General features: G+C 33.8%; 28 protein-coding genes and 7 tRNA genes. 22 read left to right on the top strand and 13 right to left on the bottom strand.

Annotated elements, in window-relative coordinates:
• Positions 1–11: 11 nt before the first annotated feature.
• Together VG895_02105 and VG895_02100 are read right to left on the bottom strand one after the other, a co-directional pair.
• Positions 12–854, bottom strand: a complete 843-nt coding sequence (locus VG895_02105) for a hypothetical protein (GenBank protein HWA51825.1) — start codon at positions 852–854, stop codon at positions 12–14.
• Between the two features lie 23 nt (positions 855–877).
• Complete coding sequence (locus tag VG895_02100; GenBank protein ID HWA51824.1) at positions 878–1258, bottom strand: hypothetical protein; 381 nt, start codon at positions 1256–1258, stop codon at positions 878–880.
• A 336-nt stretch (positions 1259–1594) separates the two neighbouring features.
• On the opposite strand from VG895_02100, the gene VG895_02095 reads away from it, so the two are divergent.
• The 7 genes from VG895_02095 (at position 1595) to VG895_02065 (ending at position 11656) form a co-directional block, all read left to right on the top strand.
• The gene (locus VG895_02095) at positions 1595–2383 is read left to right on the top strand and encodes a hypothetical protein (GenBank protein HWA51823.1); all 789 of its coding nucleotides are present in this window, start codon (positions 1595–1597) and stop codon (positions 2381–2383) included.
• Positions 2380–3129 carry a glycosyltransferase family 2 protein gene (locus VG895_02090; GenBank protein HWA51822.1) on the top strand — a complete coding sequence of 250 codons (750 nt, stop codon included), beginning with the start codon at positions 2380–2382 and terminating at the stop codon, positions 3127–3129. Before VG895_02095 ends, VG895_02090 begins: the two co-directional genes overlap by 4 nt.
• A complete protein-coding gene (locus VG895_02085) occupies positions 3126–4289 on the top strand; it encodes a glycosyltransferase family 4 protein (GenBank protein HWA51821.1) in 1164 nt (387 codons plus the stop codon). The genes VG895_02090 and VG895_02085 overlap by 4 nt, the downstream gene beginning before the upstream one ends.
• Before the next feature lie 95 nt (positions 4290–4384).
• Positions 4385–6553 carry a glycosyltransferase gene (locus VG895_02080; GenBank protein ID HWA51820.1) on the top strand — a complete coding sequence of 723 codons (2169 nt, stop codon included), beginning with the start codon at positions 4385–4387 and terminating at the stop codon, positions 6551–6553.
• A complete protein-coding gene (locus VG895_02075; GenBank protein HWA51819.1) occupies positions 6537–8762 on the top strand; it encodes a DUF2206 domain-containing protein in 2226 nt (741 codons plus the stop codon). Before VG895_02080 ends, VG895_02075 begins: the two co-directional genes overlap by 17 nt.
• Positions 8759–11410, top strand: a complete 2652-nt coding sequence (locus VG895_02070; GenBank protein ID HWA51818.1) for a polysaccharide pyruvyl transferase family protein — start codon at positions 8759–8761, stop codon at positions 11408–11410. Before VG895_02075 ends, VG895_02070 begins: the two co-directional genes overlap by 4 nt.
• Positions 11411–11428: 18 nt before the next feature.
• A complete protein-coding gene (locus VG895_02065; GenBank protein ID HWA51817.1) occupies positions 11429–11656 on the top strand; it encodes a hypothetical protein in 228 nt (75 codons plus the stop codon).
• Between the two features lie 19 nt (positions 11657–11675).
• Here VG895_02065 and VG895_02060 read toward each other — a convergent pair whose 3' ends face one another.
• From VG895_02060 to VG895_02045, 4 genes are all read right to left on the bottom strand, one after another.
• Positions 11676–12710, bottom strand: coding sequence for a site-specific integrase (locus VG895_02060; protein HWA51816.1), 1035 nt, complete (start codon positions 12708–12710; stop codon positions 11676–11678).
• Between the two features lie 75 nt (positions 12711–12785).
• Positions 12786–12858, bottom strand: a tRNA-Val gene (locus VG895_02055).
• Between the two features lie 108 nt (positions 12859–12966).
• Positions 12967–13048 (bottom strand) — tRNA-Leu (locus tag VG895_02050).
• 13 nt (positions 13049–13061) lie between these two features.
• Positions 13062–13133, bottom strand: a tRNA-Arg gene (locus tag VG895_02045).
• Between the two features lie 52 nt (positions 13134–13185).
• Here VG895_02045 and VG895_02040 point away from each other — a divergent pair.
• Positions 13186–13268 (top strand) — tRNA-Leu (locus tag VG895_02040).
• 5 nt (positions 13269–13273) lie between these two features.
• Here VG895_02040 and VG895_02035 read toward each other — a convergent pair.
• On the bottom strand, positions 13274–14359 hold the full coding sequence (locus VG895_02035; protein ID HWA51815.1) for an acyltransferase family protein: 1086 nt from the start codon (positions 14357–14359) through the stop codon (positions 13274–13276).
• A 16-nt stretch (positions 14360–14375) separates the two neighbouring features.
• On the opposite strand from VG895_02035, the gene VG895_02030 reads away from it, so the two are divergent.
• The gene (locus VG895_02030) at positions 14376–15776 is read left to right on the top strand and encodes a hypothetical protein (GenBank protein HWA51814.1); all 1401 of its coding nucleotides are present in this window, start codon (positions 14376–14378) and stop codon (positions 15774–15776) included.
• 23 nt (positions 15777–15799) lie between these two features.
• Here VG895_02030 and VG895_02025 read toward each other — a convergent pair.
• Positions 15800–15875: transfer RNA gene (locus VG895_02025), tRNA-Lys, on the bottom strand.
• A 99-nt stretch (positions 15876–15974) separates the two neighbouring features.
• Here VG895_02025 and VG895_02020 point away from each other — a divergent pair.
• From VG895_02020 to VG895_01995, 6 genes are all read left to right on the top strand, one after another.
• The gene (locus VG895_02020) at positions 15975–16592 is read left to right on the top strand and encodes a hypothetical protein (protein ID HWA51813.1); all 618 of its coding nucleotides are present in this window, start codon (positions 15975–15977) and stop codon (positions 16590–16592) included.
• A gap of 27 nt (positions 16593–16619) precedes the next feature.
• Positions 16620–17378 (top strand): methyltransferase domain-containing protein, encoded by a 759-nt coding sequence (locus VG895_02015; GenBank protein HWA51812.1) that lies wholly within the window; start codon positions 16620–16622, stop codon positions 17376–17378.
• Between the two features lie 241 nt (positions 17379–17619).
• Positions 17620–17703 (top strand) — tRNA-Leu (locus VG895_02010).
• Positions 17704–17726: 23 nt separating this feature from the next.
• Positions 17727–18125, top strand: a complete 399-nt coding sequence (locus VG895_02005; GenBank protein HWA51811.1) for a hypothetical protein — start codon at positions 17727–17729, stop codon at positions 18123–18125.
• A gap of 13 nt (positions 18126–18138) precedes the next feature.
• Positions 18139–18261, top strand: a complete 123-nt coding sequence (locus tag VG895_02000; protein HWA51810.1) for a hypothetical protein — start codon at positions 18139–18141, stop codon at positions 18259–18261.
• Positions 18262–18783, top strand: a complete 522-nt coding sequence (locus VG895_01995; protein HWA51809.1) for a DUF192 domain-containing protein — start codon at positions 18262–18264, stop codon at positions 18781–18783.
• A gap of 13 nt (positions 18784–18796) precedes the next feature.
• Here the strand turns inward: VG895_01995 and VG895_01990 are convergent, their stop codons facing one another.
• From VG895_01990 to VG895_01980, 3 genes are read right to left on the bottom strand one after another with little or no spacing between them, the layout of a single operon-like run.
• The gene (locus tag VG895_01990; GenBank protein HWA51808.1) at positions 18797–20017 is read right to left on the bottom strand and encodes a DNA polymerase IV; all 1221 of its coding nucleotides are present in this window, start codon (positions 20015–20017) and stop codon (positions 18797–18799) included.
• Complete coding sequence (locus VG895_01985) at positions 20007–20261, bottom strand: hypothetical protein (GenBank protein ID HWA51807.1); 255 nt, start codon at positions 20259–20261, stop codon at positions 20007–20009. Before VG895_01985 ends, VG895_01990 begins: the two co-directional genes overlap by 11 nt.
• A gap of 52 nt (positions 20262–20313) precedes the next feature.
• The gene (locus tag VG895_01980) at positions 20314–20628 is read right to left on the bottom strand and encodes a hypothetical protein (protein HWA51806.1); all 315 of its coding nucleotides are present in this window, start codon (positions 20626–20628) and stop codon (positions 20314–20316) included.
• Positions 20629–20665: 37 nt separating this feature from the next.
• Here VG895_01980 and VG895_01975 point away from each other — a divergent pair, with 37 nt between their 5' ends.
• Entirely contained in the window at positions 20666–21694 is a 1029-nt protein-coding gene (locus VG895_01975; GenBank protein HWA51805.1) for a prolyl oligopeptidase family serine peptidase, read from the top strand.
• Here the strand turns inward: VG895_01975 and VG895_01970 are convergent.
• A complete protein-coding gene (locus VG895_01970; protein ID HWA51804.1) occupies positions 21691–21951 on the bottom strand; it encodes an RNA-binding protein in 261 nt (86 codons plus the stop codon). The two genes, VG895_01975 and VG895_01970, sit on opposite strands and share 4 nt — an antisense overlap.
• Positions 21952–22019: 68 nt before the next feature.
• Between VG895_01970 and VG895_01965 the strand changes: the two genes are divergently transcribed.
• Complete coding sequence (locus VG895_01965) at positions 22020–22172, top strand: hypothetical protein (GenBank protein ID HWA51803.1); 153 nt, start codon at positions 22020–22022, stop codon at positions 22170–22172.
• A 1-nt stretch (position 22173) separates the two neighbouring features.
• Here the strand turns inward: VG895_01965 and VG895_01960 are convergent, their stop codons facing one another.
• Positions 22174–22602: a hypothetical protein gene (locus VG895_01960; protein ID HWA51802.1), complete on the bottom strand. Its 429-nt coding sequence runs from the start codon at positions 22600–22602 to the stop codon at positions 22174–22176.
• Positions 22603–22641: 39 nt separating this feature from the next.
• On the opposite strand from VG895_01960, the gene VG895_01955 reads away from it, so the two are divergent.
• The 5 genes from VG895_01955 (at position 22642) to VG895_01935 (ending at position 24988) form a co-directional block, all read left to right on the top strand.
• Positions 22642–23466 carry a trigger factor gene (locus VG895_01955; GenBank protein HWA51801.1) on the top strand — a complete coding sequence of 275 codons (825 nt, stop codon included), beginning with the start codon at positions 22642–22644 and terminating at the stop codon, positions 23464–23466.
• Between the two features lie 10 nt (positions 23467–23476).
• Positions 23477–24106, top strand: coding sequence for a DUF5660 family protein (locus VG895_01950; GenBank protein HWA51800.1), 630 nt, complete (start codon positions 23477–23479; stop codon positions 24104–24106).
• A gap of 167 nt (positions 24107–24273) precedes the next feature.
• Entirely contained in the window at positions 24274–24678 is a 405-nt protein-coding gene (locus VG895_01945; GenBank protein HWA51799.1) for a YkgJ family cysteine cluster protein, read from the top strand.
• A 4-nt stretch (positions 24679–24682) separates the two neighbouring features.
• On the top strand, positions 24683–24874 hold the full coding sequence (locus VG895_01940) for a hypothetical protein (GenBank protein HWA51798.1): 192 nt from the start codon (positions 24683–24685) through the stop codon (positions 24872–24874).
• Positions 24875–24914: 40 nt separating this feature from the next.
• Positions 24915–24988: transfer RNA gene (locus VG895_01935), tRNA-Val, on the top strand.
• Positions 24989–24996: the final 8 nt, after the last annotated feature.

The raw sequence follows: 24996 nt of genomic DNA, 5'->3' as shown, positions 1-24996 counted from the left end.
AGTTTGTTTATTTATTCGTCCAGGGTAAGTTTTTGCAATTGAAATTGTGTTGATTCTGTAGTTTTGCCTTTTATTGTTTTGATATATAAACCCGCTGTGGCTAAAAGTTTGTTAGTTTTTAGTTTAAGGCTCTTAATATTAATTGGTTTTTTCTTGTTCAGAGTGCTGTCTATTCTGTTTTGAACACTTTTCCTTAAATGTGGTTGTAAATCTGTTAATTCTTCTAAAAAAGATTTCATTAGTTTAGCTTTTTTGTGCTTTTTTATAATTTCTCTGACGAGTTGCTTTGCTATTTTCTTTGTTAATTTTCTATTTGTTAGATTTTTTGCTGGTTCAGTTCGGTTATCCAAACAGACTTCAATGGTGTTATTCCAAAAGATGATTTTTCTTATTCTTATCTTCTTTTGGAAGCACAAATACATTAAACTGTGACAATAGTTGGGAGTTTCGTTTTTGAAAATTGTTATATTGTTTTTGCCATTTTCTGTGATGAAGTTTGGATTATTTATTTGGTCTATTATCTTATTTGCATATACTTCTGGTTTAGAATATATCGCTTGTCCCGATAGCTCTTTGTGCGAATATAACAGTTGATAATTTTTAATAAACTTTTCAAGATCTTTATATTGCAATGAGTTGACAGAAATCGTATAAGAATCCGTATTTTTAGTAAGTGAAAACATATTACTAAATACATTACTTTTTTCCATATCTTCAAAGTATTTTCCTGATAACGACTTGCCAGTTACTTGTGCAAGATATTCATCTTTTTCAAAAGCAGATATTTTTAGATATATTGATAGAAGATTACCTAACAAAATATCTGGCAACAAACTTGTTTTGTTTATACCCATTTTAATTTTAATTTGTACTTAGTCTACGCCTGTACCTTATTTTTGCTATTTTCCACTATTTCAACTTGTACTTTTGAGATCGCTTCCTTTGCATTTTCGATTAGCTGTCGTGGTTTACCTTCTGTAATGTCTGCAACAGCCCTGAAACTTGCTAAATCGTGTCTGGCCTTAAGGATCATCGCAAATGCTAAATCACCAGCAACAGTTCTTTTATTTGTTGGTGTATTTTTTTGCCAGCTTAAAAATTCAGATACTGTTAGAGTCTTAAAATAATCAAGCCAATACTTGAATGACTCTAAATTTTTGGGTCTTCCGCCTGGATTTCTGTGCTCCGGGTGATCTTTGAAACCCCCGCGACCCAAACGATTACGATTGAAATTGACTTGTTCTGTAGTCTGACTCATTAATGTATTATATCGCCTCCACAAAATTAAACCTAAAGTAACTACTATATAACGAGATTCTATTAAAAACAGAAGAATTGATCAGAATATTGACAGATATAAATAAATATACTAAACTCTGCCTCATAATAAATTACTATGAGTATTATTAAGCCATTTTTGACACCCTCTGACGTTGCACGTGAGTTACAGCTTAATCTTCTAACCATTTACAAATACATTAGACAGAGAAAAATAACTGCTATCAAACTTGGTCGAAACTACCGAATAAAAAGAGTAGATTTGGAAAAGTTTGTAAACGCTAACAAAACAGTTTAGTCATTCTATTAAAAAATTATGAATATAAATTATAGGAAAGCATTAATTATCGAAAATACATTTATCGCCCTCATAATTCTTCTTGTTGGGTTTGTAAGGGTTATTAATTCCGTTCCTGCAATAAAGAATGCCCTAGTAATGGCTACAACTCATCAGCCAGAGAGGTTTACAGAACTTTATTTCGAAAATCATACATCACTTTCCATTAACAGTTTTGAGTTTACTGTCCACAATTTGGAGGATAGGGAAATGACATACCCATACGAAGTTTATGTACAAAGCTCTGATGCTAAGCAACAGCAAATGATTGATAAAGGAGAATTTATCTTAAAACAAGGAGACTATAAAACTATTAGCGAATCTTTCGTACCTGGCTATAGTTTTATTGGACAGAAGGCAGACGTAATAGTAAATCTTGTTAATAAAGACCAGAAAATATCGTTTTGGACAACACCCACAAACACAAAAACCAGCATTCCTCAAGAACAGAAAGAGAACCTTCAATCAACAGGACTGTATTTTACGAGCGAATTACCTTTAAGAGTTTTACAAGGCCAACCCATAAATTTTTCATTCGGTGTACAAAATTTAAAATATTCAGATCATATTTATCCATATACAGTCTATATAGAAGAAAATGGTAGAGATACGCAGATTATGCAGGGTGAAGCGTATGTAAAACAAAATTCTAGCACGACAATTTCTGTCTCCTATCAATTAGCAACTTTAATCAGAAATGCCAAGGTATACGTTCGATTAACCGGAGAAAATCAATATATTTATTTCCAAATGAAAGGTGCTCAATGAAAAAAATTACCGTATTGATACCATGCTACAACGAAGAAAAAGGTGTTCAAAAGGTAATTAGAGGTATCCCTGTCGAGAAACTTCGCAGATTAGGTTTCAAGACTGAGGTTGTTGTGATTGATAACAATTCTACGGATAAAACATCTAGCGTGGCAAAGAAGCTGGGTGCGACTGTTTTATTTGAACCCAAAAAAGGAAAAGGTAACGCGATGAAGCTTGGTTTTTCTTATATAAACCTTGACACAGACTACATCATCATGCTCGATGGGGACGATACATATAAGGGTTATGAAATTCCCCGGCTCGTTGAGCCGCTTGACAGTGGATTTTGCGATGTTGTGGTCGGCTCAAGGCTATTAGGAAAAATAAACAAAGGTGCCTTTAAGTTTAGCAATAGAATCGTCAATTGGGGATATGCTTTTATGGTTAGGCATTTTTATCGTGCTAATGTTACAGATGTTTTAAGCGGTTTCTTTGCCTGGCGAAAGGAAGCGCTTGATGATTTAAAAATACATTTAAATTCTGACGGTTTCGCTATCGAGATGGAGATGATTACAAAAATGGTTAAGATGGGCCACTCTGTTTATTCTGTTCCTATTACTTACGATGTCCGTGAAGGGGAATCTAAGATCAGTTCATTCGCGGACGGTTTTAGAATCTCAAAAATGTTTCTTAGAAATTTTACCTGGAAGCCAACTCAACCTGAAAAGCAAAAGATTGAAATAGATATTGAACAAGCAATATGAAGAAAATCGCATTTGTATCAGACTCAATTTATCCTTACAACAAAGGTGGAAAAGAAAAAAGACTCTTTGACATTTCGACTCGACTCTCACAAAAGGGTCACGATGTTCATATATATACAATGAAGTGGTGGAGAGGAAAAAATGTAAGAACTGAAAAAGGAGTCACTCTGCATGCAATTTCACCTTATTATTCTCTTTATTCTGGTAATCGAAGATCTATTAAACAGGGCGTGATGTTTGGTTTGGCATGCTTAAAACTAATAAACGAAGACTGGGATATTGTGGACGTGGACCACATGCCGTTTTTCCCATTATTCTCTGTGAAATTCATATGCGTTCTTAAGAGTAAGAAGATGTATGCTACATGGCACGAGGTATGGGGTAGTAACTATTGGATGAAGTACATGGGTATTAAAGGTTTGGTTTCTGCATTTATTGAAAGATTTAGTGTTTTGCTTCCAGATGAAATAATTTCAGTTTCAAATCTTACAACCACAAAACTAAAGGGTAGACTTAAATCGAATAAGAAGATTTATACGATACCCGTTGGAATAGATTTTGAGTATATAAAGGCAATCAGAATGTCTTCTAAAAAATTTGACGTTGTTTTTGCAGGTAGACTTCTTAGCCATAAAAACGTAGATGTTTTAATTAAATCAGTATTTAATTTAAAGAGGCAATTTCCTCGGATAAAATGTCTAATAATTGGTGATGGGCCAGAGAAAAAAAGATTAGAAAAATTAGTTAGCGATCTTAAGCTTAAACAGAACGTACTGTTTTCAGGTTTTATCGAAAATCACTCTAAGGTGTATTCACTTATTAAATCATCAAGAGTATTTGTGCTTCCATCTACGCGAGAAGGATTTGGGATAGTAGTTATCGAAGCAAATGCCTGTGGGATACCAGTAATAACAATAAATCATAAAGATAATGCTTCGAAATCTCTTATTATGAATAATCAAAACGGTATTACGTGTGATCTTGATCCAAACGTTCTTGCTGAAAAAATAAGTATCATATTTAGAAGATCGGCCAATAAGGAAGAGAAGGTTAAATATGAATCTTTTGCACGTGTTTACCAGTGGGAAAACATTATAAATAAGCTGGAAAAAATTTATATGACAGCAAAAAGATTTGAATACGAGGAGGTCTTGGCATGAAGATAATTGTTATTCCCAACATGCCTACAATGTCTGGTAGGCATTATTGCATTGCGAAAAGCTTTGTTGAGCACGGGCACGAGGTCCACTATATGATGTGGGCTTTGCCCTACGGAATGAATGCCAAAGGATTGTTAAGACATTGCTTTACATCTTTAATACCGAATAAGTCTAGATATGAAGAGTTTACTGTTCATAAAGCAATCCGGCTTCCTTATTTTTGGCCTTTAATAAACGGTTTTCTTTTTAAATATCAAATAACAAATCTTTACAAGAAATTAGAGGCGGATTTTATATTTACTGAAGGTTACACAAATGAAACAGAAGTCCCTTGTGATCTTCCTTTTATATATGATTTGGCTGATGACTATGCTGCCCCTGCTGATGTTTACGGATCGCTTGTTTATAAATTTGCCTTCAAACTTCTTAACGTTAGTGGTGTTATGGAGAGACAGAGCAAAAATGCTTTGGCTGTTACTGCTGTTTCGGAAGCACTTCGTAAATATGCAAAAAGATTTAATAAGAATGTCTATAAATCGCCAAATGGTGTTGATAATAAAATCATTAGAAAAGTATTAAAAGATAAATCAACATATTCCAAAAATAATTTTTCAATGATTTACGTAACAGGCTTCGGCCCATGGAGTCGTGCGATAGAGACACTGAAAACAACCGTAAAACTACACCAAGAATTTCCTGAACTCAGTCTTACTCTTGTGGGAAAAGGTAATCAGGTTAATGATATGTTGGAGTTTATTAAAGAGAATAAAGCTGAAAGTTATATCCACTACCTAGGTTTTGTTGGTAATCGCGAACAACTATTCAGAAGAATAAATACGCACAGTATCGGATTGAATATTTCTGATAAAAACAAGTGGAGAGATGCTGCACATCCTATTAAAGTTCTCGAATATTCTGCATTAGGGAAGAGAGTTGTTTCTACTGATTTATATGAGGTAAAGGCACTACGGTTTCCTAACATCTTTTTATTCTCTGACAGAAAAGGCGGAAAATCTCTTGAAAATACTCTACGACTAGCTCTACAAGATTCGCGCGATATAAAGGATTTTAAAAACATAAGCTCACATGTTTTAAAGACATATAACTGGGATACAGAGGCCAAAAGGATCATAAAGATTGTTAGAGATATGAAAAATAGTAAAAGTGTCGAAGTAGGTAAAATCGTGCATGTTACTCCATCTTATCCCCCTAATCTAGGTGGGCTGGAAAAAGTTGTACAGCTTCTAGCACGAGTTCAAAAAGATAAGGGTTTGAATGTATCTGTGATAACTTCGCAACCAGATAGAAAACAAAGACTCGAAAAAGATGTAGTGCAGGTTACTCGACTGAGGAGTTTTAAATTTGCAAGTACTAAGATAATGCCAGGATTACTAACCAAGATACTTGCAATTAAGCCAAATGACATAGTTCACCTACATATAATTTCTGCTTATATGCCAGAAATAGTGTGGTTAGCTTCTAAAATAAAGGGCTTTAAATATATTGTTCATTTACATCTAAATATAGAGGCTACGACACGCGCAGGGTGGCTTTTGAAACTTTATAAGCCTTATATATTAAAACGTGTATTGACGGGAGCAAGTTATATAGTTGTGTTTACTCAAGAACAAAAAAACTCTGTATTCAAAGAATATGGTGTCGATAAATCAAAAATTAAAGTAATCCCTAATGGAGTAGAAGATAAGTTCTATTTTGATAAACCTAGGAAACAACATAAAAAACCTCGATTGCTTTTTGTAGGTAGGCTTGACGTACAGAAAAATTTGCCTCAGTTTTTATACGGGCTTGATGGGATCTCTGATCATTTTGAGACTATCATTGTCGGGGATGGAGCGTTAAAGCATGATCTTAAAAAATTGGCAAAAGAGTTGAAACTAAAGAGGATATCTTTTGTCGGACGTAAGGACGGGACAAATTTAATTAGATATTACAAATCTTCCGACATTTTTATATTGCCTTCCGAGCGTGAAGGGATGCCGCTTGCACTACTAGAAGCGATGGCAATGGGTCTGCCTTCTGTGGTAACAGATGTATCTGGAAACCACGATGTGATTATAGATGGACAAAATGGGAAACTCGTTCCATTAGGAGATCCGCTTGCACTTAAGAATGCAATTAAAAGTTTAAGCAATAGTAGAAGATTATATACAAACATGAGTATGTCTGCTTATCAAACGGCTCATAAGTATTCGTGGAATGTTATATCCAACCAGTTTGAAAAATTATATGAAAACACTATTTAAAATTAAAAAGCTGTGGCTAAAGAGATCAAAAGAACTGATGATTTGGCAAATTATATTGCCTTTATTGGTTGTAGCTAATATTTCTTATTTAATTGGAGGAATAGTTGGATCAATTATTACGCTTTCCTTTTTTCTGTTTGCTCCTGGATATTTATTTTTGAATCTATTAAAGCATGAACTAAAGTCCAAATGGGAAATTGGTAGTTTCTCTATGGGCATAAGTCTACTTTCTATAATGCTCGGAGGATTGTGTCTTAATACATTAAATATATTTGGTCTTTCGCAACCGCTTACGAGTCTTAATATTTTTCTTATGCTGAATTTATTTGTAATATCGCTGTTGTGGGTCAATCGTAAGAAAAAAATCAAGATACCAAAACTACAAATAAAAGCATCTAAGGAACAATTGGTAATCGCTGGCTTATTAACGTTTTTGCCTTTCTTGGCAGCAGGCGGAGCTACGACTTTAAATAATGGTGGTTCAAACACTCTTACAATGATTCTTTTTGCATTAATACCAATCGTCTTTATAATCCTTGTCGCACGTAAGAACTTGCAATCTTTGTATCCGTATGCAATTTTTACAATGGCTTTGGCGATTTTGTTTAGTACTTCATTGCGTGGCTGGTATATAACAGGACATGATATTCAACATGAATTTTCAGTATTTCAACATACTTACCAAGATAACCTTTGGCATGTGAGGGTTGCGATGGGCGATCCATATAATGCATGCCTGAGTATCACTATACTTCCTACAATAATTGCTAAAATTACCACAATACCTTCTGTGTATGTTTATAAATTCTTCTTTCAGATTATTTTTGCATTCGGATTGATGCCGGTTTATTTGTTTGTAAGAAAATTTACGAACTCAATTTATGGACTAATTGCTGCGTTTATTTTCATCACTTTTCCGACATTTCTCGATGACATGCCATTTCTCAATAGGCAAGAGATAGGTTTCATATTCTTTGGGCTTCTTGTAATGCTTACTTTCTCTAAGATTAAAAAGGGTACAAAGATGTTACTTAGTGTAGCCATCTTGCTTGGCATCATGTTTTCTCATTATTCCAGTAACTATGTTACGCTTTGTATTCTACTTGGTGCTTGGTTTATTTTTAATTTGCTAAAAAGAACACAGACTATAAAAAATAACTCCTTTGAAATACCAATATTAAGACTTTGGATTATCGTAGGCGCTATTATATTGACTTTTCTTTGGAACTCCCAAATCACAGCTTCGGCATCAAATTTAGAAACGGCGGTTATTCAGACCATAGATGATTTTAGATACAAAAGGTCTGTAGAAGACAGATTCCTTAGTTATGGATTAATTGAACGATCAGTAACCGATTTAAAGAGTCAATTTGAAGAGTTTGTAAAAACACGAAGTATTTCAGCCCAATATACATCTCCATCTGATATGCCATTAACATATTTAGGACAAAAGCTTTCTTCAATAATTGACGTAAAATCTTTCAATTACGGTATACATACTGCTATAGCAAAGATATATCAAGTTTTGATAATACTTGGAACTGTTATTTATTTCTTTAAACAGAGAAGAACAGCAAATAAAGAGGGTAGTTATTATATTTCAATCATTTTTGCAGGTCTTATCTTATTAGTAACTTTTACATTATTTCCACGGTTGGCTAGTGATTATAGCGTTATAAGGCTGATCCAACAAACATTAGTGTTGACTGCTTTGCCTATTATTTTTGCAACAGAATTTCTTTTTGGTCTGTTTAGACGATATAAGCAAATAGTAGTTGCGGTTTTGTTTGTCGTTTTATTTTTACATTCTTCAGGCTTTGTTCCACAACTAACAGGTGGCTATAAACCTTTGTTAGCACTTAACAACGCTGGAGTCTATTATGATTATTTTTATACCCACGAAAGTGATCTGTTAAGCACTAACTGGCTTGCAGAGAATATGGATAAAAGTTTACCAGTTTTCCATGATGTTATTTCTGACTTATCAATTATAAATTATCCCCGCAAAACTGGGTTACTCTATTCTGATAACGAGACAAGACAACAAATGTCACTAGCATATATTTATTTGGGCTATACAAATACAACTAAGGGTATATTTAGAACCTTTCAGATTGGTGATTTTACTGAATATATAGATACTTCAATAACATTAAATCGCAATCTTATTTATAACAATGGTAAAAGTCGTATTTATTTAGGATTATGAAAAAAATAATTAACATCAAATATATCCAAAGGGTTAGCTCCTTTTGTCTGTCTATCGTAAAAAACAAACTTTTGTTTAATTCTTTGAGTCTAATGGTTGCATCAGGAGTAACGGCTGGATTCGGATTTATATTTTGGACTATTATTGCTAGATCTTATTCTACACAATCTGTAGGTTTTGCAACAACGCTGCTTTCGGTTGCAACAATTTTATCTTTAATAGGACTCGCAGGTTTCGATACAATTTTTTTACGTTTTTTATCAAAAACTGAAGATAAAAATATACAAATTAATAATGGTGTTATTGTGACAGGCATTGTTTCATTTATTGTTTCAAGTATTTTTTTAATTTTTTTGCCGATTCTATCTCCTACTCTCCAAATCATATTTCAGGGGAACTGGTATCCTTTGTTATTCGTACTCTTTACTATTTTTATGTCATGGAATATCTTAACTAATTCGATACTCATTTCACACCATCATACTTCGTTAATCTTATTAATTGAATTACTATCAGGGATATTTAAGCTGATACTTGCGATGTTTTTTAACACATCAGGAACTATTACTATCTTTTCAATTGTTGGTCTTAGTCAAATTTTCAACGTTGTTTTAAGTGTATTTTTGATTATACGTGTATTGCACTACAAACCTTCGCTACAATTTGATATTCAATCCTTAAAGAAAAATTATCGATTCGGATTAGTAGCTTATATATCACAGTTGTTGAATTTATTACCTGCTTCTCTGTTGCCGTTAATCGTTGTTAATACTCTTGGTGCAACCTCAGCAGCATACTATTATGTCTCCTTTTCGATTGCAAATCTGTTATATACGATTGCTTATACAACAAATCAAGTACTTCTTGCGGAATCTTCCGGTAGCGAAGAGTTATTTCTGTCAATTGCAACACGAGGAATAAAAATAATAACTGGAATCATGACTCCAGTTATAGCTCTTGTTGTTTTGTTTTGTCCTGCATTATTATTACTTTTTGGAGGAAATTATTCTAGAGAAGCTAGTACTCTTTTACGAATTATGTGTTTAGCCGGTTTTATTGTGGCAATCTATTCTTTCCTTGGTTTTATCTTTAAACATACTAAAAATCTAAAGGCCTTATTATTTATGTCTGCTACATATGTTGTTTCCATTTTATCGTTAAGTTACTTCTTGATAAGTGTGTACGGGCTTATTGGTGTGGGTTTTGCGTGGTTCTTGGGAACGTTAATTTCTATTTTTATCGGTATTATATTTATGGTGTTACGAATAAATATTGTTCGTCAACCAGCTGCTTCTCCTAAAAATATCTTAATAACACACTTCTATTCGAAAAATAATAATGGGGATGCTGCGTTACTAAGTGTATTAATAAATGATCTTAAGCGAAAATTTGGAAATCCTGCAATTTCCATAGTTGCCTCTGATGTTGTGAAACAAAATGAAAGGTTTGATGGTATTAATGTTTATAGTTCGTTTATGTTTTACGCGATGAATCGTTTTAAAAGTCGTCATTTAACTTTTTTGTATTCAGTATATGTTATGATGGTCACGTTTTTATGGGCAGTGGTTTATAGATACACCAAATTTTCTATACCAATACCTAAAGGAATCCAGCGTCTGTGTTTATATTACTCAAAGGCAGATTTGATTATTCCAGTGGGAGGTGGATATTTACGTGGCCAAAATAAAGGGATCGGCAGCTTACTGTATATCTGTTTAATTTTACATCCTTTGATCATAGGAAATGTTTTAAGAAAACCTAATGTCTTATATACTCAGTCAGTTGGACCTTTTTCTAATAGATTTGAAAGTTATCTTGTATCAAAAGTATTGAATTCATTCTCTCAAGCAGTCATTGTTCGTGAAAATATTTCTCATAATATATTGAGGGGTAGAGTTAAAAAACTATACCGTTCGGTAGATTCTGGATTTGCCTTTGAAGGTAAAGGAAATTTTTATAATTTAGATAAAGTACTAAATCAAAAAAGATATCAATTTATCATTGGTGTAACAGCTAAAAAATATTTTAAATCCGAACTGCAAGAGAAATATGAACTGGCTCTTGCCAGAACTATTGAGTATATTTTTACTAAATATAGAGCGGCTGTTATTCTTATTCCACAAGTAACTGCTGAATATAACGGAGACGATGATCGAATTGTCCATAATCGAATTTTTTCGTATATCAGAAATAAAAAGGATGTATACGTAATTAACGACAAGCTTAACCACTACGATATAAAAACCATATATGGGCAGTTAGACTTGGTCATCGGAACGAGATTCCATTCAGTTATTTTTTCACTTACATCTTATGTTCCAGCTATTGCTATTGAATACGAGCATAAAACAAGAGGAATTATGAAAGATTTAGGATTAAGTAAATGGGTGATAAAAATAGAAGATGTTAATTTAGCAAAATTATCATCTATGGTAGATAAACTTGTCGAAGAACGCGTTATATATAGGGAAAAACTTATAAAGGTAATTCCTACATATCGCTCTCGAGCGAAAAATGCTATAGCAATTGTAGACAAACAATATAAAGAGTATATTACCAGCTCCAAACATGTAAATAGAGAGGGTGTCTTCAAAAGACCTTTCCGGAGATTTAAGTTAATCTTTAACAACTTTAGTTTTTCTAGTTGAAATAAGAAATTGATACTTATGAATAAAATAACAAAGATTGTAAAAGCAATTTCTTTTACCTTATTCGTCTTTGGTTTTACTGGCTGGATTTATATAGCTATTAATGCATGGGTACACCCTCAAACACTAAGTTGGCAATTGACACATCTTACTCCATGGATCAGAGAAGATACCTTTGGTATCATTTGTTTTATTGTTTCTTTTGTTTCTTTTTTTGTGTGGAATTTAACAAGAGAAGAAAAATAGGCTTGAGTTGGTTGTGCATTTACACTTCAATTGTTAATTTTATTAATTTTTTACCATCATCTTCGCTAGCGATTATTTTTCCAATATCGCTAATTCGCTCGTAAATCTCTTTTATTTTTAGACCCCTGTCTCTATATTTTCTAGACTCACTGCTATATCGTCTTAAGGTTCTTTGTTGAGTTGCAGTATTGAACTCCAAATATTTCAGAGTCGTTTCAAGATTGGCGTGGCCCATTGCATCTTTAATATCTGAATCTTCAGCTCCATTATTTTTTAAATCCCTTGCAAAAATTCTACGTAAATCGTGGACTTGCAATGGGTGACCCCAAAGCTTTCCCGCCTGACGCATAATAGCTTCTAGTCTCTTTTCACCAACTACAAACAGTCGTTGAGAATAATCTTCTTTGTAATGACCTTTATCATTTAATATTTCTAGTTCTTCTGGATTTTTTCCTTGCAGTCTTTCTTCTAGATCTTTAATTAACCAGGGGACTTCAGGAATACTTACCATTCTCGGGCCTGTTTTACCTTGTCGAATTTGCACTTGTCTACCGCTCAAGGAAACATCGCTTAATAGGATATTTCGTGTTTCGTAATTTCTGCCACCGCAGGCAACGAGAATGAATTTGAGACAAGCACGATGTTCTTTCTTAGAAAACCTGTGCTGGCGATTGTCGTAAAGTCCTGGTTCTGTAACCTTATCTATTAATTTAAGCATCTCAGCTTGAGAGGGAAGTATGCGAAGTTTTCTATTTACGGGAGTTCTTGCCATTCCTGCTGCCCAGTCTTTTTCTAAAATCCCTTCATTGAACATCCATCTGACAATCTTTTTGACAAATGTTTCGGCCTGACGACGCGATGATTCCGCTTTGCCTTTTTGTCTTAAATTCAAGAAATAATCTTCTGCCGTATCGCGATTAAAGGGTTTATCTTCAATAAAATCTAGCAAGTTTTTTGCCCAATCTTGATTATTTTTATGGGTTTTTGGTTTCCAACTTCTATCTTTATACTTAAAATATTTGTTTATATTTTCTTCTAATTCTTTTTTTAGCATATGAGTACAAGACGTTAATCCTAATACTCATGTGTTTTTTAATATTAATATTTGAAGCAGCTAATCTCCGAAGTGTGCTCGTTCAAGGACTCGAACCTTGGACCCTTCGCATGTAAAGCGAATGCTCTACCAACTGAGCTAAACGAGCTTATTTTGGCCGCTTTTAGCTTCAAGAGCCCCCTTTACATCTCTATACTAGCACAACACTTCGAGGATGTAAACCGAGCGCTCTACCAACTGAGCTAACCGCCCTTTGTGCGGGAGACAGGACTTGAACCTGCATGGATTGCTCCACACGCTCCTTAGGCGTGCCTGTATACCAATTTCAGCACTCCCGCATATATTTTCCTGTGCTCCCAGACGGAATCGGACTGTCATCTTCTCCTTAGAAGGGAGTTGCTCTATCCATTGAGCTATGGGAGCTTACAATAGACATTGATATTATATCAAATTTGATATACTTAAGCTCACATAAGCCGAAGTGGCGAAATGGCAGACGCGCACGGTTCAGAGCCGTGTTCCCGTAAGGGAGTGGAGGTTCAAATCCTCTCTTCGGCACTAACTTATTCACTTCCAATTAATTTTTTAACGTACGGGATTTTGTCTATAAAATAAGTAAAGGCAAAAGAAACAATAAAGACTACAAGCCATTTTACAATCACATAACTCCATAAAGGAATATGAATATTATCAACTGTCAATCCAAGCTCATAATCCCAAATTGTCACTATAAAAAGGTGAGTTAAATAAATTCCAAACGAGCATCTTGCAATTTGATAAATAATTTTTTTAACGAAATTGTTTTTTATGAATGAATAATTAAATTTAGAAAGTAGATAAAAAGCAGGGATTGACATTAATACAACATTAAAACTCAGATAATAATCTGAATATTGAGATAGACATCCTTGATAAAATTCGTTTGATGAAGGATTTGCAGCGTTTGCTTTAAAATAAAAAAAATTTAAAACCAAGGTTAATAATAAACCAATAACGTAAACAATATTAGCTGCTTTAAAATTTTTAAACTTAATTTTATTTGTACCAATCAGATATCCAAATAAAAATAAACCTGCGTATGGAACCCACTTTGTAAAAGAATTTTCGACAGCACAGTTTCTTATGAAATATTCTTCTGCTGTTTCTACAACACCAACAGTAAGAAAACTTACAGACATAAGAGTTAAGGTTTTTGTTTCATTTGTTTTTATAAAATTTCTAAAAAGAGGGACGATAAAATATAATCCAATTAAAATAACTAGAAAATAAAAATAATAAACATTTCCTGAGAAGAATCTTAAATAAAAAGATGGCTGTAAAATATCTTTTATAGCGTTTGGAGTACTTAGGGCATAAACAAGAATTGTCCAGAAAACAAGCGGAACAAAAAGACGATTAAAAATCCTTTTTAATAAACGGCTAAACCTTTCATCACGTTTGAGCATGAAATAGCCACTTAGCATTATAAAAAGAGGAATACAGATTCGCGAAAATGAATCAACTAGAATTGAAAACCACCAAGAAATTCCGCCAAAGAAATCAGGGCGCTGATAGACAGAATTAAAAGTATGTATTGCAACAACCGCAAGAATAGCAACAACTCTGACTATATCTGGCCAAAGTTCATAGTTAGTTATCTTCTTTGTCATATATAATAATTAGATAATGAAAAAAGTATTAATCTTACTCTTGAGCTTAATTGTATATGGTTTAATAGTTCCTGCAAGAGCTTTTGCAATCTATAATCCAACTGCGGTTGCCAATAACCATTTTGGCATCCATGTAGCTGATACAAGCGATTTGCAAGATGTAGCAAAACTCGTTAATTCAAACGGGGGAGATTGGGGATACGTAACTTTTGTAATTCAAAAAGGAGAGCGTGATCCGCAAAGATGGCAAAATGTTTTTGATCAAATGAGGAGGCTTCATCTTATTCCAATTGTTAGAATTGCAACACAACCAGTTGGTATTGGAAATAACACATGGGAACGCCCTAGCGTTGATGAGATTGGTGGATGGGTAACTTTTCTTAATTCATTAAATTGGGTAGTTAAAAACCGTTATGTAATTGTTGGTAACGAGCCAAATCATGCAGAAGAGTGGGGTGGGCAAATTGACCCGGCAGGGTATGCTGATTATCTAAAAGAATTTGCAAGCAAATTAAAGGAAAGTAATCCAGATTTTTTTATTATGGCTGCGGGAATGGATGCTTCTGCAACAAACACAAAAACAAGTATGTCTGAGGATTTATTTTTGATGCAAATGATAAATAAAGATCCTGATATTTTTGATAATATTGACGGTCTTGCTTCGCATTCTTATCCAAATCCAAATTTTTCGGGAGATGCAACTGCAACAGGAAAGGGAACTGTAGCAACTTTTGACTGGGAATTAAACGAATTAAAATTCCTGGGAATTACCAAAACTCTTCCCGTTTTTATCACGGAAACCGGATGGACACACGATCCAAATAATTTGACAACAAACCTCGGGACAAAATACGAAACTGCTTTTAATAATGTATGGAATGATCCAAGAATTGTTGCAATTACTCCTTTTATATATAAATATGTTGGCTCTCCATTTGATAATTTTTCCTGGGTAAATTCTGCTGGACAATTTTATGATTTTTATAATAACGTTTTAAACCTCAAAAAAAATGCGGGGAAACCAATTCAAATTGAAAGTGCCGACATTATAACAGGAATCCTTCCTAAAATTGCAGTTGCCGGGACAAAATACAGAGGAGTGTTTTTTATTAAAAACACTGGACAATCTATCTGGGAAGAAAATAATTTAGAAGCAATTGACAGCAGAGCAAATAAATTAAATATTATTTCTGTCTATCCCAACACACTCGAACCGGGGCAAATTGGAGTGTTTTTGATTAATGGACAATTTGCAAATGTAAGCGGGAATTTTAATATTGGAATTAACTTTTTGGATAATGGGAATGTAATTGCTGATTACACAACGCAGGTTAATTTGATTCCAGGATTACCAAATTTGAGCGATATTTTAAATTACTTGAAGCTGTCAGTCGCAGAAAAACTGGCAAAAATTTGAAAATGGGCATTATTTCCTATTTTTGGTGGGTTCGGAGGGGATCGAACCCTCGACCGTCTCCTTAAGAGGGAGCTGCTCTACCGACTGAGCTACGAACCCGAAGGGTGCCGCAAGCTTTGCTTACGAACCCAAGCCGATATATTATACAGCAAACTTGACTTTAAGCTCTAAAATTGCAAAACTACCTTAAGACTTTCCATGGGAAGAGTTTTATTAGTTGTTTCTTTTTTGGTTTTGACGCCACTAGTATTAGTTGCCTGTCTTGTTTCTTTGATATCTATTTCAACTTCCTCAATTCCAACTCCTAAAACAATAAAAAAGATTACTGCAAATACGCTTGATGTGCAGGCCCGTTTAACAAGCGACGTTGGAGTTTCTGTTTATGCATCGCTTCCTTCAAGCATTCCAAGCGTTACTGGCCATATAACGGCAGGGGATGCCAGACCTGAAATAGTGAAAGAATATTTAGCTGAATATGGATCGCCGCTTTTGCCATATGCCAACGAAATTGTACAAATGGCTGATAAATATGGAATAGATTTTAGATTTATTCCTGCAATTGCACAACAAGAATCAAATTTATGCCATGTAATTCCGCCTGGGAGTTTTAATTGCTGGGGCTGGGGAATTACAAGCGTTAGTAGTTTAGGATTTGATTCATATCAAGACGGAATAGAAACTGTAAGCAAAGGATTAAAAGAAAATTATATTGACGACGGACTTACAACTCCAGATGAAATTATGACAAAATATACACCTTCTTCAAACGGTTCGTGGGCGCACGGCGTCAATGAATTTATGGGCGAAATGCAATAAACAAAGCTTGTGTTAAAATAGCATAATATGTCAGCTTTTTATGATTCCTACGATTATTCTGCATATTGGCAAGGGCGAGAATATGAACATCAAGCTGAAATAATTGCGATTAGCGAATTTTTAAAAAAAATTAAACACATTAACCGCGCAATTGAAATCGGCGGAGGATTTGGAAGACTTTTGCCGTTTTATGTTTACAGAACTAAAACAAGTTTTTTAACAGAACCATCTTCAAAGTTACTGGCGCTGGCTAAAAAAAATAATAAAAATTTTAAAAATGTAAAGTATTTGCAATCCACTTTGGATAATTTGGGAAAACGGGTCAGGAAAAACAGTTTTGATTTAGTATTAATGATTCGTGTTATGCACCACATGGGCAATCCTGATAAAACTTTTGCAGAGATTTCAAATTTAATTTCCAGTGATGGATATCTAATATTAGAATTTGCAAATAAAATTCATTTTAAAAATGTTGTAGAGCATGTAATCAAAAAGGATTTTACATTTTGGGGTGATACAACAACAATTGATGTTAGAAGCAAGAAATCAAAAAGAAACAAAACGATTGCTTTTTTGAATTACCACCCCAATGTGATCAAAGAAAAATTAAAGGAAAATAATTTTGAAATTATTGAAATACGATCTGTTTCAAATATTCGAAGTAGCTGGGCAAAAACACATTTGCCAAGGACTTTTTTGCTTGAAATAGAGAAATTATTACAAATTCCTTTTTCTTATTTTTATTTTGGACCTTCGATTTTTGTGTTAGCCAAAAAAAAGGGTTGAGTATTTTAATATTGTTCTATCTTATAGAACAGGCATGTAGATTTGAATATCTGATCTATTGTGGATAACTTGACAAGCCTATAACTTTGTGTTATATTACACTCACGTTCTGAGGCAATCTCGATAATATCGAGAAAGCGTTAGGATTTCTTGGCCCTTCCTCGTGAAGGGCCTTTTTTGTGGCTAAAATGATATAAGCAAAGCTTGTAACATCAGAATGGTATAATTTAAACGTTTGCAAGCCGAAGTGGTGAAATGGCAGACACGTACGGTTTAGGGCCGTATGCTCGGTAAGAGCGTGCAGGTTCAAGTCCTGTCTTCGGCACATTCACCTGTGAAAGTAGATATATGACAGAACCAAATTTTATAGAAGCCAATTCTAGATTAAATTACCCTAAAAATTTGTTCGATTTTCAGCAAAGTGTAAACATGTTTATTGGAACAAGGGGAGTAATACTTGGAATAAAAATCTTCTTTGATAATAAAGTGGGGTTTGTTGAATCTCTAAGTCCAAATATTTTTTCAGCAACTCAGACAAAAGAAAAAGAGAGGGAAAGACGAGAAAAATTGTTACTTCAGAGGAATTTTTCTCCTAACGATGTGAATCAAATCAACGAATATATCAACCAAAAAGTTGAGAAGATTTTAAAGGATGATCCTGAAGATTATTTTGAAGTTTCAGAGTTAGTAAGAAAACATTTTACCTGGGATAATGAAACTGGCCTTCAATATAAAAAGATTGAGTGATGTATAATTGATTATGTCGGAAATGATTCATAGTTATCCAACCAAAATAACTGGGAGTTTTAAGGTAATTTTGCTTTTGATTCCTGCAATAGTTTTTGCAGTTACACTTGCAATATTGATAGCAATTAAATTTTAAATGAAGGAAGCACGCGAAATATTTTTAATGCTTGGAGCAGTAATTGTTATTCTTCTTGTGCTTCGATTTAATTTACTTGGTAATTTCTTACATACTAATCCACTGGCAAGCTCCACACCTGTTGCCACAGGGCTTACAAATTTAAAACCAATAACTATTAACAAAACAAATATTATGGTTGAAATTGCAAATACTGAAGCTCTTCGGGAAAAAGGGCTAAGCGGAATTAATAGTTTACCATCAGACCAGGGAATGATCTTTGATTTTGGGACAAAAAATATTACGCCGCTTAATGCAAGATTCTGGATGAAAGGAATGCTTATTCCGCTGGACTTTATCTGGATAACTAATAATAAAGTTGTGGAAATTACGCCAAATGTTCCAGCTCCAGCCGCAAATACTCCTGACAACCAACTTTTGATTTATCAACCTTCTGAAAATATAGATTTTGTTTTGGAAGTAAACGCAGGTTTTGCAATGAATAATCTTATAAAAGTAGGCGATAATGTTACGGGTCTATGACGAAATTACAAGCTTAGCTTATTACGCCAAAGGCAATCCGATCTAAAACATATCCTTCATTATTTATAATTCTTGCCGGCGTTATTGTGTAATCTCCAAACAAATTATTTATTTTATCCAGTGCTTTAGTTAAATTCTGTTTTTTAATTACGTCAGTTGTTAGATCAAGCTGAAGATTTTTGTTTTTTTGTAGATTAAAAACAGTAACAGATAAAAGTCTTACAGGTTTTTTTACCGGGCACATAAAGAATAATTTATAAACTAATTTTGTAAAATCGTTTGAAGAAAAAACAGGATAGGCAAGCTTCATGCCGTGATGCCAGTATGTATGATCGCGAAAAAGAATACTTAAATGAATTCCTCCCGCAAAATAATTTTTATTTCGCAAACGTCTTGCAGTTTTTTCCGTGAGCTTTGTTAAAATTGGACGAAGTTCTTCGAAAGTTTCGTACGGATAAGTTAGTGCATACTGACTGCCAAATGATTTTCTTTCAAAAAGATAATCATCAATTTCAAAACCGTGAAGGCGCATAAGCCAATAGTAGCTATTAATAGAACGGAAGGCGATTTTTAATTTCTGCAAATCTGCATTATAAAAACCTAGAACGTCATAAATTCCAGCAGATGATAACCTGGCTGCGTTGGCATTTTTAATGCCGCAGAGATTTGTCAACTTTAAACTTTCATAAACTTGATAAAAATTGCCTTTATTTATTTCAAATAAACCATCTGGTTTTTTGTAACTTGCTGCAGTTTTGGCTAAAAATCCATTGGTGGAAATTCCTATGGAGACAGTGATTGCACTGCCGATTTCTTTTTTAATTCTTTCTTTGATTTCCAAACCTACATTTAATAAGTTTCTATTTGAGCTTTGTGAGTTTTTACTTTTAAAGTCAACAACAAATTCGTCGATTGATTTGGGATGTACTGATAAAGAATATTTATTAAGAAGTGCGTGCATTTTTTTATGGATGAAACGATATTTGGGAGGATCTGGGGGAAGAATAATCATATTAGGGCATAAGGCCAGACCGTCTTTGACTCTCATCCCAGTCTTTACTCCAAATGCTTTGGCAGGATAGGAAGCTGCAAGAATGCAGCCGTTTTTAGTTGCATAAGCTGCGACAGCAACTGACTTGCCTCTCAAAAATGGATTTGCTTGTTGTTCAATTGTTGCAAAGCAGGAATTGATATCTATATGCATGACACTAGATGGCGAGGAATTAAAATCCATTTGAGATTTCTTCTAAAAACCAGTTCAAACTTTTAGTGTTAAATTTAAGGCGCAAAAATAAATTATCTGTAGTGACTGAAAAAATGTGATAGAGGATATCTCCTTTTTTATATTCATGATGAAGACCAATTTGGTTTATCTTATAAAATCTATTGTTCCAAATAACTGTTTTGGGAAGAAAATTTAAAGTGTTTTTATCAAAATAAGAAACCACTGAAACTGGAGCATCAAGTTTTTGATTCATAATTATTAGAATGACAAGCTATGCTTATTTATATTCCGAAGAAATACCGAAGTCAAGAGGAAGTTTGTGTAAATAAAGAAAACGCATGTTCTCCAAACGGAGTTAATTTAATTCGTTGATTCTTTTCATCGATTTCTATTAATTTTATACTCTGTAAACTATTTAATCTTTCAACAACATTGCCTGAACTAACATCAAATTCTTTAATTAATTCTTGTCTTGATGGATGCCATTTGTTTTCTTGTAAATAATTTCCAATAAAGATAAAATCTTCTAAGTTTTTAGCAGTCATTTTGTCTGAAGCATTTTCTATTTCCCAAGATGCAATTAACAACTTATTTTTGGCTCCTGCTAAATCAATTTCCATGGGAAAAGTATTTTAACATAAGTGCTAAAATTTAATTATGAAAGTTAAACTTTTAATTATTTCCGGGTTTTTACTTAGTTTTGGAATTGGATTTATGGTTGGTCAACTAATTCTTATCAAAACCCAAAAACCAACACAAATTGTCAGCCAGGTTGTAGATAGATCGCTTGATAAATATACGATAGATAATTTAAGTAATTATTGGAATACAAAAACAGATCCTTCGACTACGCTCAGGGTGACAAGTCAACTTAAAGATTTTCCAGAATTTACTTCCAGTGAATTTATTATGAACTTTAACCCCTCGACTTCGCTCGGGACTGTAGTGCAAACGAAAAAAACTTCAGGGCTTATTAATATTCCAAAAGGTGAGGGAAAATATCCGCTTGTAATTATGATTCGAGGATATGTTCCTACAGAACAATATTTTACAGGCAACGGGACAATAAACGGATCATATTTTTTTGCCAAGAACGGATTTATAACTGTCGCACCAGACTTTTTAGGATATGGAGATTCTGATAAAGAATCAAGCAATGTCTTTGAATCGCGATTTCAAACTTATACAACTGTTATGGCAGTTCTAAAATCAGTTGGTCAAATTCCAAACTGGGATGGGAAAAATATTTTCATTTGGGCACATAGCAATGGCGGTCAGATTGCTCTAACTACTCTTGAAATCACAGGAGTAAATTATCCAACTGTTTTGTGGGCTCCTGTTTCTTCCAGTTTTCCTTTTGATATTCTTTATTATAGCGACGAAGCTGATGATCAGGGAAAATCTTTAAGGAAGGAGCTTTCCACTTTTGAAGATGTATATAATACTGATTTATATTCTTTAAATAATTATTTAGACAAAATAAAAGCTCCAATACAACTTGACCAAGGAACAGCTGATGATAGCGTACCAGTAGATTGGAGCGATAATCTAGCTGATAATCTCAAAAAACAAGGTCTTCCTGTTGTTTATAACAAATATCCTGGTGCTGATCATATGATGACTCCGCTTTGGAATACCGTTATACAGAAAGACCTTGAGTACTTCACAAAAAATTTGAAAAATTAATTTCTGTTTTCTTGTGGTTTGGCTTCGTTAACGTTGATATTGCGGCCTTTTAATGGCTGTTGATTCATAGCCTCCATAGCTTTTTGAGCTTCTTCAGCAGTCGCAAACTCAACAAATCCAAAACCTCTGCTTCTTCTTGTTTCACGATCTGTGATAACAACTGCATCTGTAACGTTTCCGTAAGCTGCAAAAGCTGATTTTAAATCATCACTTGTTACTGTGTAATCCAAATTTCCAATAAATAATTTTGTTGACATTTTTCCTTGCTCCTTTCTAAACCTGACTCTTTTCGAACATCTGGCATGAATATTGTATAATAAATGTTATGACTAATCAAAAAGCACCAAAATTCGCGTCCAAATTCGGGAAACCTTTAGGGGGTTCTCTCTTTACTGGGCCAAAAAAAGAAGATAATAAAAACGCAAAACAAGTTGGAGGATTTGACCCTGCAAGATTTAAGACACAACACAAGGGATAAATTATCTTTCTTTTGAAGGAGTCCAGTGAACTCTTCTATACACTTCGCCGTCATTAAAATTTATATCTTTTCTTTTTAATTTTAATAAATTTCTTTGCCAGAAACTTCTTTTTTCTTGAATTTTTATTTTTGCGATCTGTTCTCCTGCAATTACTTCATAAAGCGGATCTATGTCATTAATTTGATTTTTTGAAAGCTTGTCGTATGATTCTCTGAACCATCTTTGTTCGTTTAAATGTAAATTAATTGTGTCAGGATCTATGACTTCTATATCTCCAAATAAGGTCTGCGGTTGATATCCTGAATCTAGAACCATATAAACAATATTTTCTAACTTTTCTCCGGCAGTTAATTCTCTTTCCTGTAAAACAATAGCTTCTGAATCTGGTTTTCCGTAGGAGCAGTACACTAGTTGGTCTTTGATTGGCATAACTTAAGTATTATATATATTTTATGATATAATTCACGCATGACAAGCACAAATATTGCAAGGACTGATGACGGGACTATTCAAATAAACTTTTCTATTCCTAAAGCTGATATTGATAAAGCACAGGAAAAAGCAGTCGAGGAATTATCAAAAGACATAACTGTAAAAGGATTTAGAAAAGGCAAAGCTCCAGTTGATAAAGCTAAAGAGAGAATTGACCCTGGAATGCTTCTTGAAAAAACTTTGGGGCAAATATTACCTGCCGCTTACACAAAAGCAATTGATGAAAACAAAATCAAACCAATAATTTATCCAAAGTTTGAAATTATGAAACAAGGAGATATCTGGGAAATTCAGGCAAAAGTTGCAGAATTACCGATAGTTGATTTGCCAGATTATAACGACATGGTTGCAGGAGCGATTCGAGCTGCATCTTTAAAGAAAGAATTAAGCAAACAAGAAAAAGAAGATGTTGTAATAAAAACTTTAATTGATTCAATAAAAGTGAAAGTTCCTAAGATTATTATTGATGAAGAAGTAAATGCTAGGCTCTCACAATTACTTGAAAGAACAGAAAAGCTTGGACTTAAACTTGAACAATATTTAGCAAGTATCGGGAAAACTGAACAAAGTCTTCGAGAGGAATATGAAAAACAGGTCGTTGATGGAATTTCCTTAGAACTTATTTTAAATAAAATGGCAGAAGTTGAAAAAATTGAAGCACCAGAATCTGAAGTAGAAACTGCAATAAAAAGCGCTGGGGTTACAGAAACTCACCAAGGACATGTTGACGAGCAAAAACAAATTGTACGAAGCGTACTTAAGCGCAGAATAGTTCTTGACCGACTTGCAAGTCTATCTTAATATGGGGCAAATGGCTGACAAAACTTCAAAGCAGCAAAAAATAAAACAGATAAGGCAGGCTAACATTTTAGAAAGCCTAAAGGATCTTGGCGGAAATACTGGAAAAGCATTAGCACGCGAATCGGGAGCAATGAGCGAAGAATTTTTCAGACAACTTCTTGGAATCAAAAAGGCAAAAGTTTCTGGAGATTTGGAGCGAGGACAATCTTTTCAGCCAGGCAAAGCAATGACTGGAGAATATCAACAGGAACAAAAAGCCCAAAAACAAATAAGATTTGAAAGAAGACTTCTTGAAGAGCAAAAAGCCGAAGTCGAGAGAAAAAATAGTGAGTTGCAATTACAGCTTCATGCAATAACTAGAGAAATGCAATCTGTCGTTGAGACAACTCCAAAATTGGCAAAAGAAATACAAATCGCCCAAATAATTTCAGGAAACAAACCAGATATATATCATCTTTTGTTTTTAAATAAAATTTTACAGTTTTTAAAAGATTTCAAGAAGAACATAGAGAATGCTTCAATCTGGTTTGCTGCACAAAATAAGCGTGCAAATAAACGAAATTTCTGGAACCAATATAAAGTGCAAAAAGGCTCAGCTTTATTAAACCCTGAAACTTATTCGCAAAGAAGTGCTGGTTAATGTATAATATTCCTAATGTTTAAGAAACTTCTCACGGCAGAGCCGCAAGCTTTGCTTATTATTAATTTGGTCGCCCTTATTACAAGGGCCTAAGTTAATGTGAGAGGGATGTAAAAGTAAAATAAAAATCAAAAAGCAAACCTTTCACACGAGAGGTTTTTTATTTTATGGAAAGTTTTAATAAATACAAACCAGAAGATAATACTATAAATAAATGCGAGAACTGCCATGCTTGTTGCAAGAACATGATTATGAAGATAGAAAGTTTACAGAGAAGAAAAGCCTATCCAAATGCAATAAGATCTTCTTTTTACGGCACTCAATATTTATCCGAAAGTTGCGATGAAGGTGTTTATTATATCGAAACAAATGAATCCAGTCATACAGGTTTTGATACATTTGATGAAATTGTAATTAATGGAGACTGTCCAAACTTGAAAGATAACGGCTGGTGTGGAATTTATAAAAGAAGACCTGATGCATGCACTTTGTTTAAAAAAGATTCTAAAGCATGCGTAGATAAAAAGTTAGAAGAATTTATACCAGATGAAACATTAAAGATTGTGAGGTGATAATATGACAGAAAGAGAAATAAGAACAAAAGGTTTTAATTGCGATAAGATAATGGAAGAGGTATTTGGACCAGATAAAGGTTGTGAGCCATATAGTGAAAATGTACAAAACCCAGTTGCAACAGTACAAGTACAATATCCAAGACCATTAATGCCAACAGCAAAAGGTTTGGGAGAAATGGTTAATGGAGAATAAGTAGATATGGATAGGTGGGTGATATATAATACACCTATCCGGGCGGTTAGCTCAGTTGGCTAGAGCGCTTTCTTGACGTGAAAGAGGTCGGGGGTTCGAGCCCCTCATCGCCCACTTGTATT

The sequence above is a fragment of the Patescibacteria group bacterium genome (assembly GCA_035549555.1).
Taxonomy (GTDB): domain Bacteria; phylum Patescibacteriota; class Microgenomatia; order UBA8517; family UBA8517; genus Co84-156.
This window is presented reverse-complemented; position numbering and strand designations above follow the sequence as displayed.

Bases quoted from the DNA above. Each gene is read 5' to 3' on its own strand.
- VG895_02105 (HWA51825.1), bottom strand. From the start codon at position 854: ATGGGTATAAACAAAACAAGTTTGTTGCCAGATATTTTGTTAGGTAAT.
- VG895_02100 (HWA51824.1), bottom strand. From the start codon at position 1,258: ATGAGTCAGACTACAGAACAAGTCAATTTCAATCGTAATCGTTTGGGT.
- VG895_02095 (HWA51823.1), top strand. From the start codon at position 1,595: ATGAATATAAATTATAGGAAAGCATTAATTATCGAAAATACATTTATC.
- VG895_02090 (HWA51822.1), top strand. From the start codon at position 2,380: ATGAAAAAAATTACCGTATTGATACCATGCTACAACGAAGAAAAAGGT.
- VG895_02085 (HWA51821.1), top strand. From the start codon at position 3,126: ATGAAGAAAATCGCATTTGTATCAGACTCAATTTATCCTTACAACAAA.
- VG895_02080 (HWA51820.1), top strand. From the start codon at position 4,385: ATGTGGGCTTTGCCCTACGGAATGAATGCCAAAGGATTGTTAAGACAT.
- VG895_02075 (HWA51819.1), top strand. From the start codon at position 6,537: ATGAAAACACTATTTAAAATTAAAAAGCTGTGGCTAAAGAGATCAAAA.
- VG895_02070 (HWA51818.1), top strand. From the start codon at position 8,759: ATGAAAAAAATAATTAACATCAAATATATCCAAAGGGTTAGCTCCTTT.
- VG895_02065 (HWA51817.1), top strand. From the start codon at position 11,429: ATGAATAAAATAACAAAGATTGTAAAAGCAATTTCTTTTACCTTATTC.
- VG895_02060 (HWA51816.1), bottom strand. From the start codon at position 12,710: ATGCTAAAAAAAGAATTAGAAGAAAATATAAACAAATATTTTAAGTAT.
- VG895_02035 (HWA51815.1), bottom strand. From the start codon at position 14,359: ATGACAAAGAAGATAACTAACTATGAACTTTGGCCAGATATAGTCAGA.
- VG895_02030 (HWA51814.1), top strand. From the start codon at position 14,376: ATGAAAAAAGTATTAATCTTACTCTTGAGCTTAATTGTATATGGTTTA.
- VG895_02020 (HWA51813.1), top strand. From the start codon at position 15,975: ATGGGAAGAGTTTTATTAGTTGTTTCTTTTTTGGTTTTGACGCCACTA.
- VG895_02015 (HWA51812.1), top strand. From the start codon at position 16,620: ATGTCAGCTTTTTATGATTCCTACGATTATTCTGCATATTGGCAAGGG.
- VG895_02005 (HWA51811.1), top strand. From the start codon at position 17,727: ATGACAGAACCAAATTTTATAGAAGCCAATTCTAGATTAAATTACCCT.
- VG895_02000 (HWA51810.1), top strand. From the start codon at position 18,139: ATGTCGGAAATGATTCATAGTTATCCAACCAAAATAACTGGGAGTTTT.
- VG895_01995 (HWA51809.1), top strand. From the start codon at position 18,262: ATGAAGGAAGCACGCGAAATATTTTTAATGCTTGGAGCAGTAATTGTT.
- VG895_01990 (HWA51808.1), bottom strand. From the start codon at position 20,017: ATGGATTTTAATTCCTCGCCATCTAGTGTCATGCATATAGATATCAAT.
- VG895_01985 (HWA51807.1), bottom strand. From the start codon at position 20,261: ATGAATCAAAAACTTGATGCTCCAGTTTCAGTGGTTTCTTATTTTGAT.
- VG895_01980 (HWA51806.1), bottom strand. From the start codon at position 20,628: ATGGAAATTGATTTAGCAGGAGCCAAAAATAAGTTGTTAATTGCATCT.
- VG895_01975 (HWA51805.1), top strand. From the start codon at position 20,666: ATGAAAGTTAAACTTTTAATTATTTCCGGGTTTTTACTTAGTTTTGGA.
- VG895_01970 (HWA51804.1), bottom strand. From the start codon at position 21,951: ATGTCAACAAAATTATTTATTGGAAATTTGGATTACACAGTAACAAGT.
- VG895_01965 (HWA51803.1), top strand. From the start codon at position 22,020: ATGACTAATCAAAAAGCACCAAAATTCGCGTCCAAATTCGGGAAACCT.
- VG895_01960 (HWA51802.1), bottom strand. From the start codon at position 22,602: ATGCCAATCAAAGACCAACTAGTGTACTGCTCCTACGGAAAACCAGAT.
- VG895_01955 (HWA51801.1), top strand. From the start codon at position 22,642: ATGACAAGCACAAATATTGCAAGGACTGATGACGGGACTATTCAAATA.
- VG895_01950 (HWA51800.1), top strand. From the start codon at position 23,477: ATGGCTGACAAAACTTCAAAGCAGCAAAAAATAAAACAGATAAGGCAG.
- VG895_01945 (HWA51799.1), top strand. From the start codon at position 24,274: ATGGAAAGTTTTAATAAATACAAACCAGAAGATAATACTATAAATAAA.
- VG895_01940 (HWA51798.1), top strand. From the start codon at position 24,683: ATGACAGAAAGAGAAATAAGAACAAAAGGTTTTAATTGCGATAAGATA.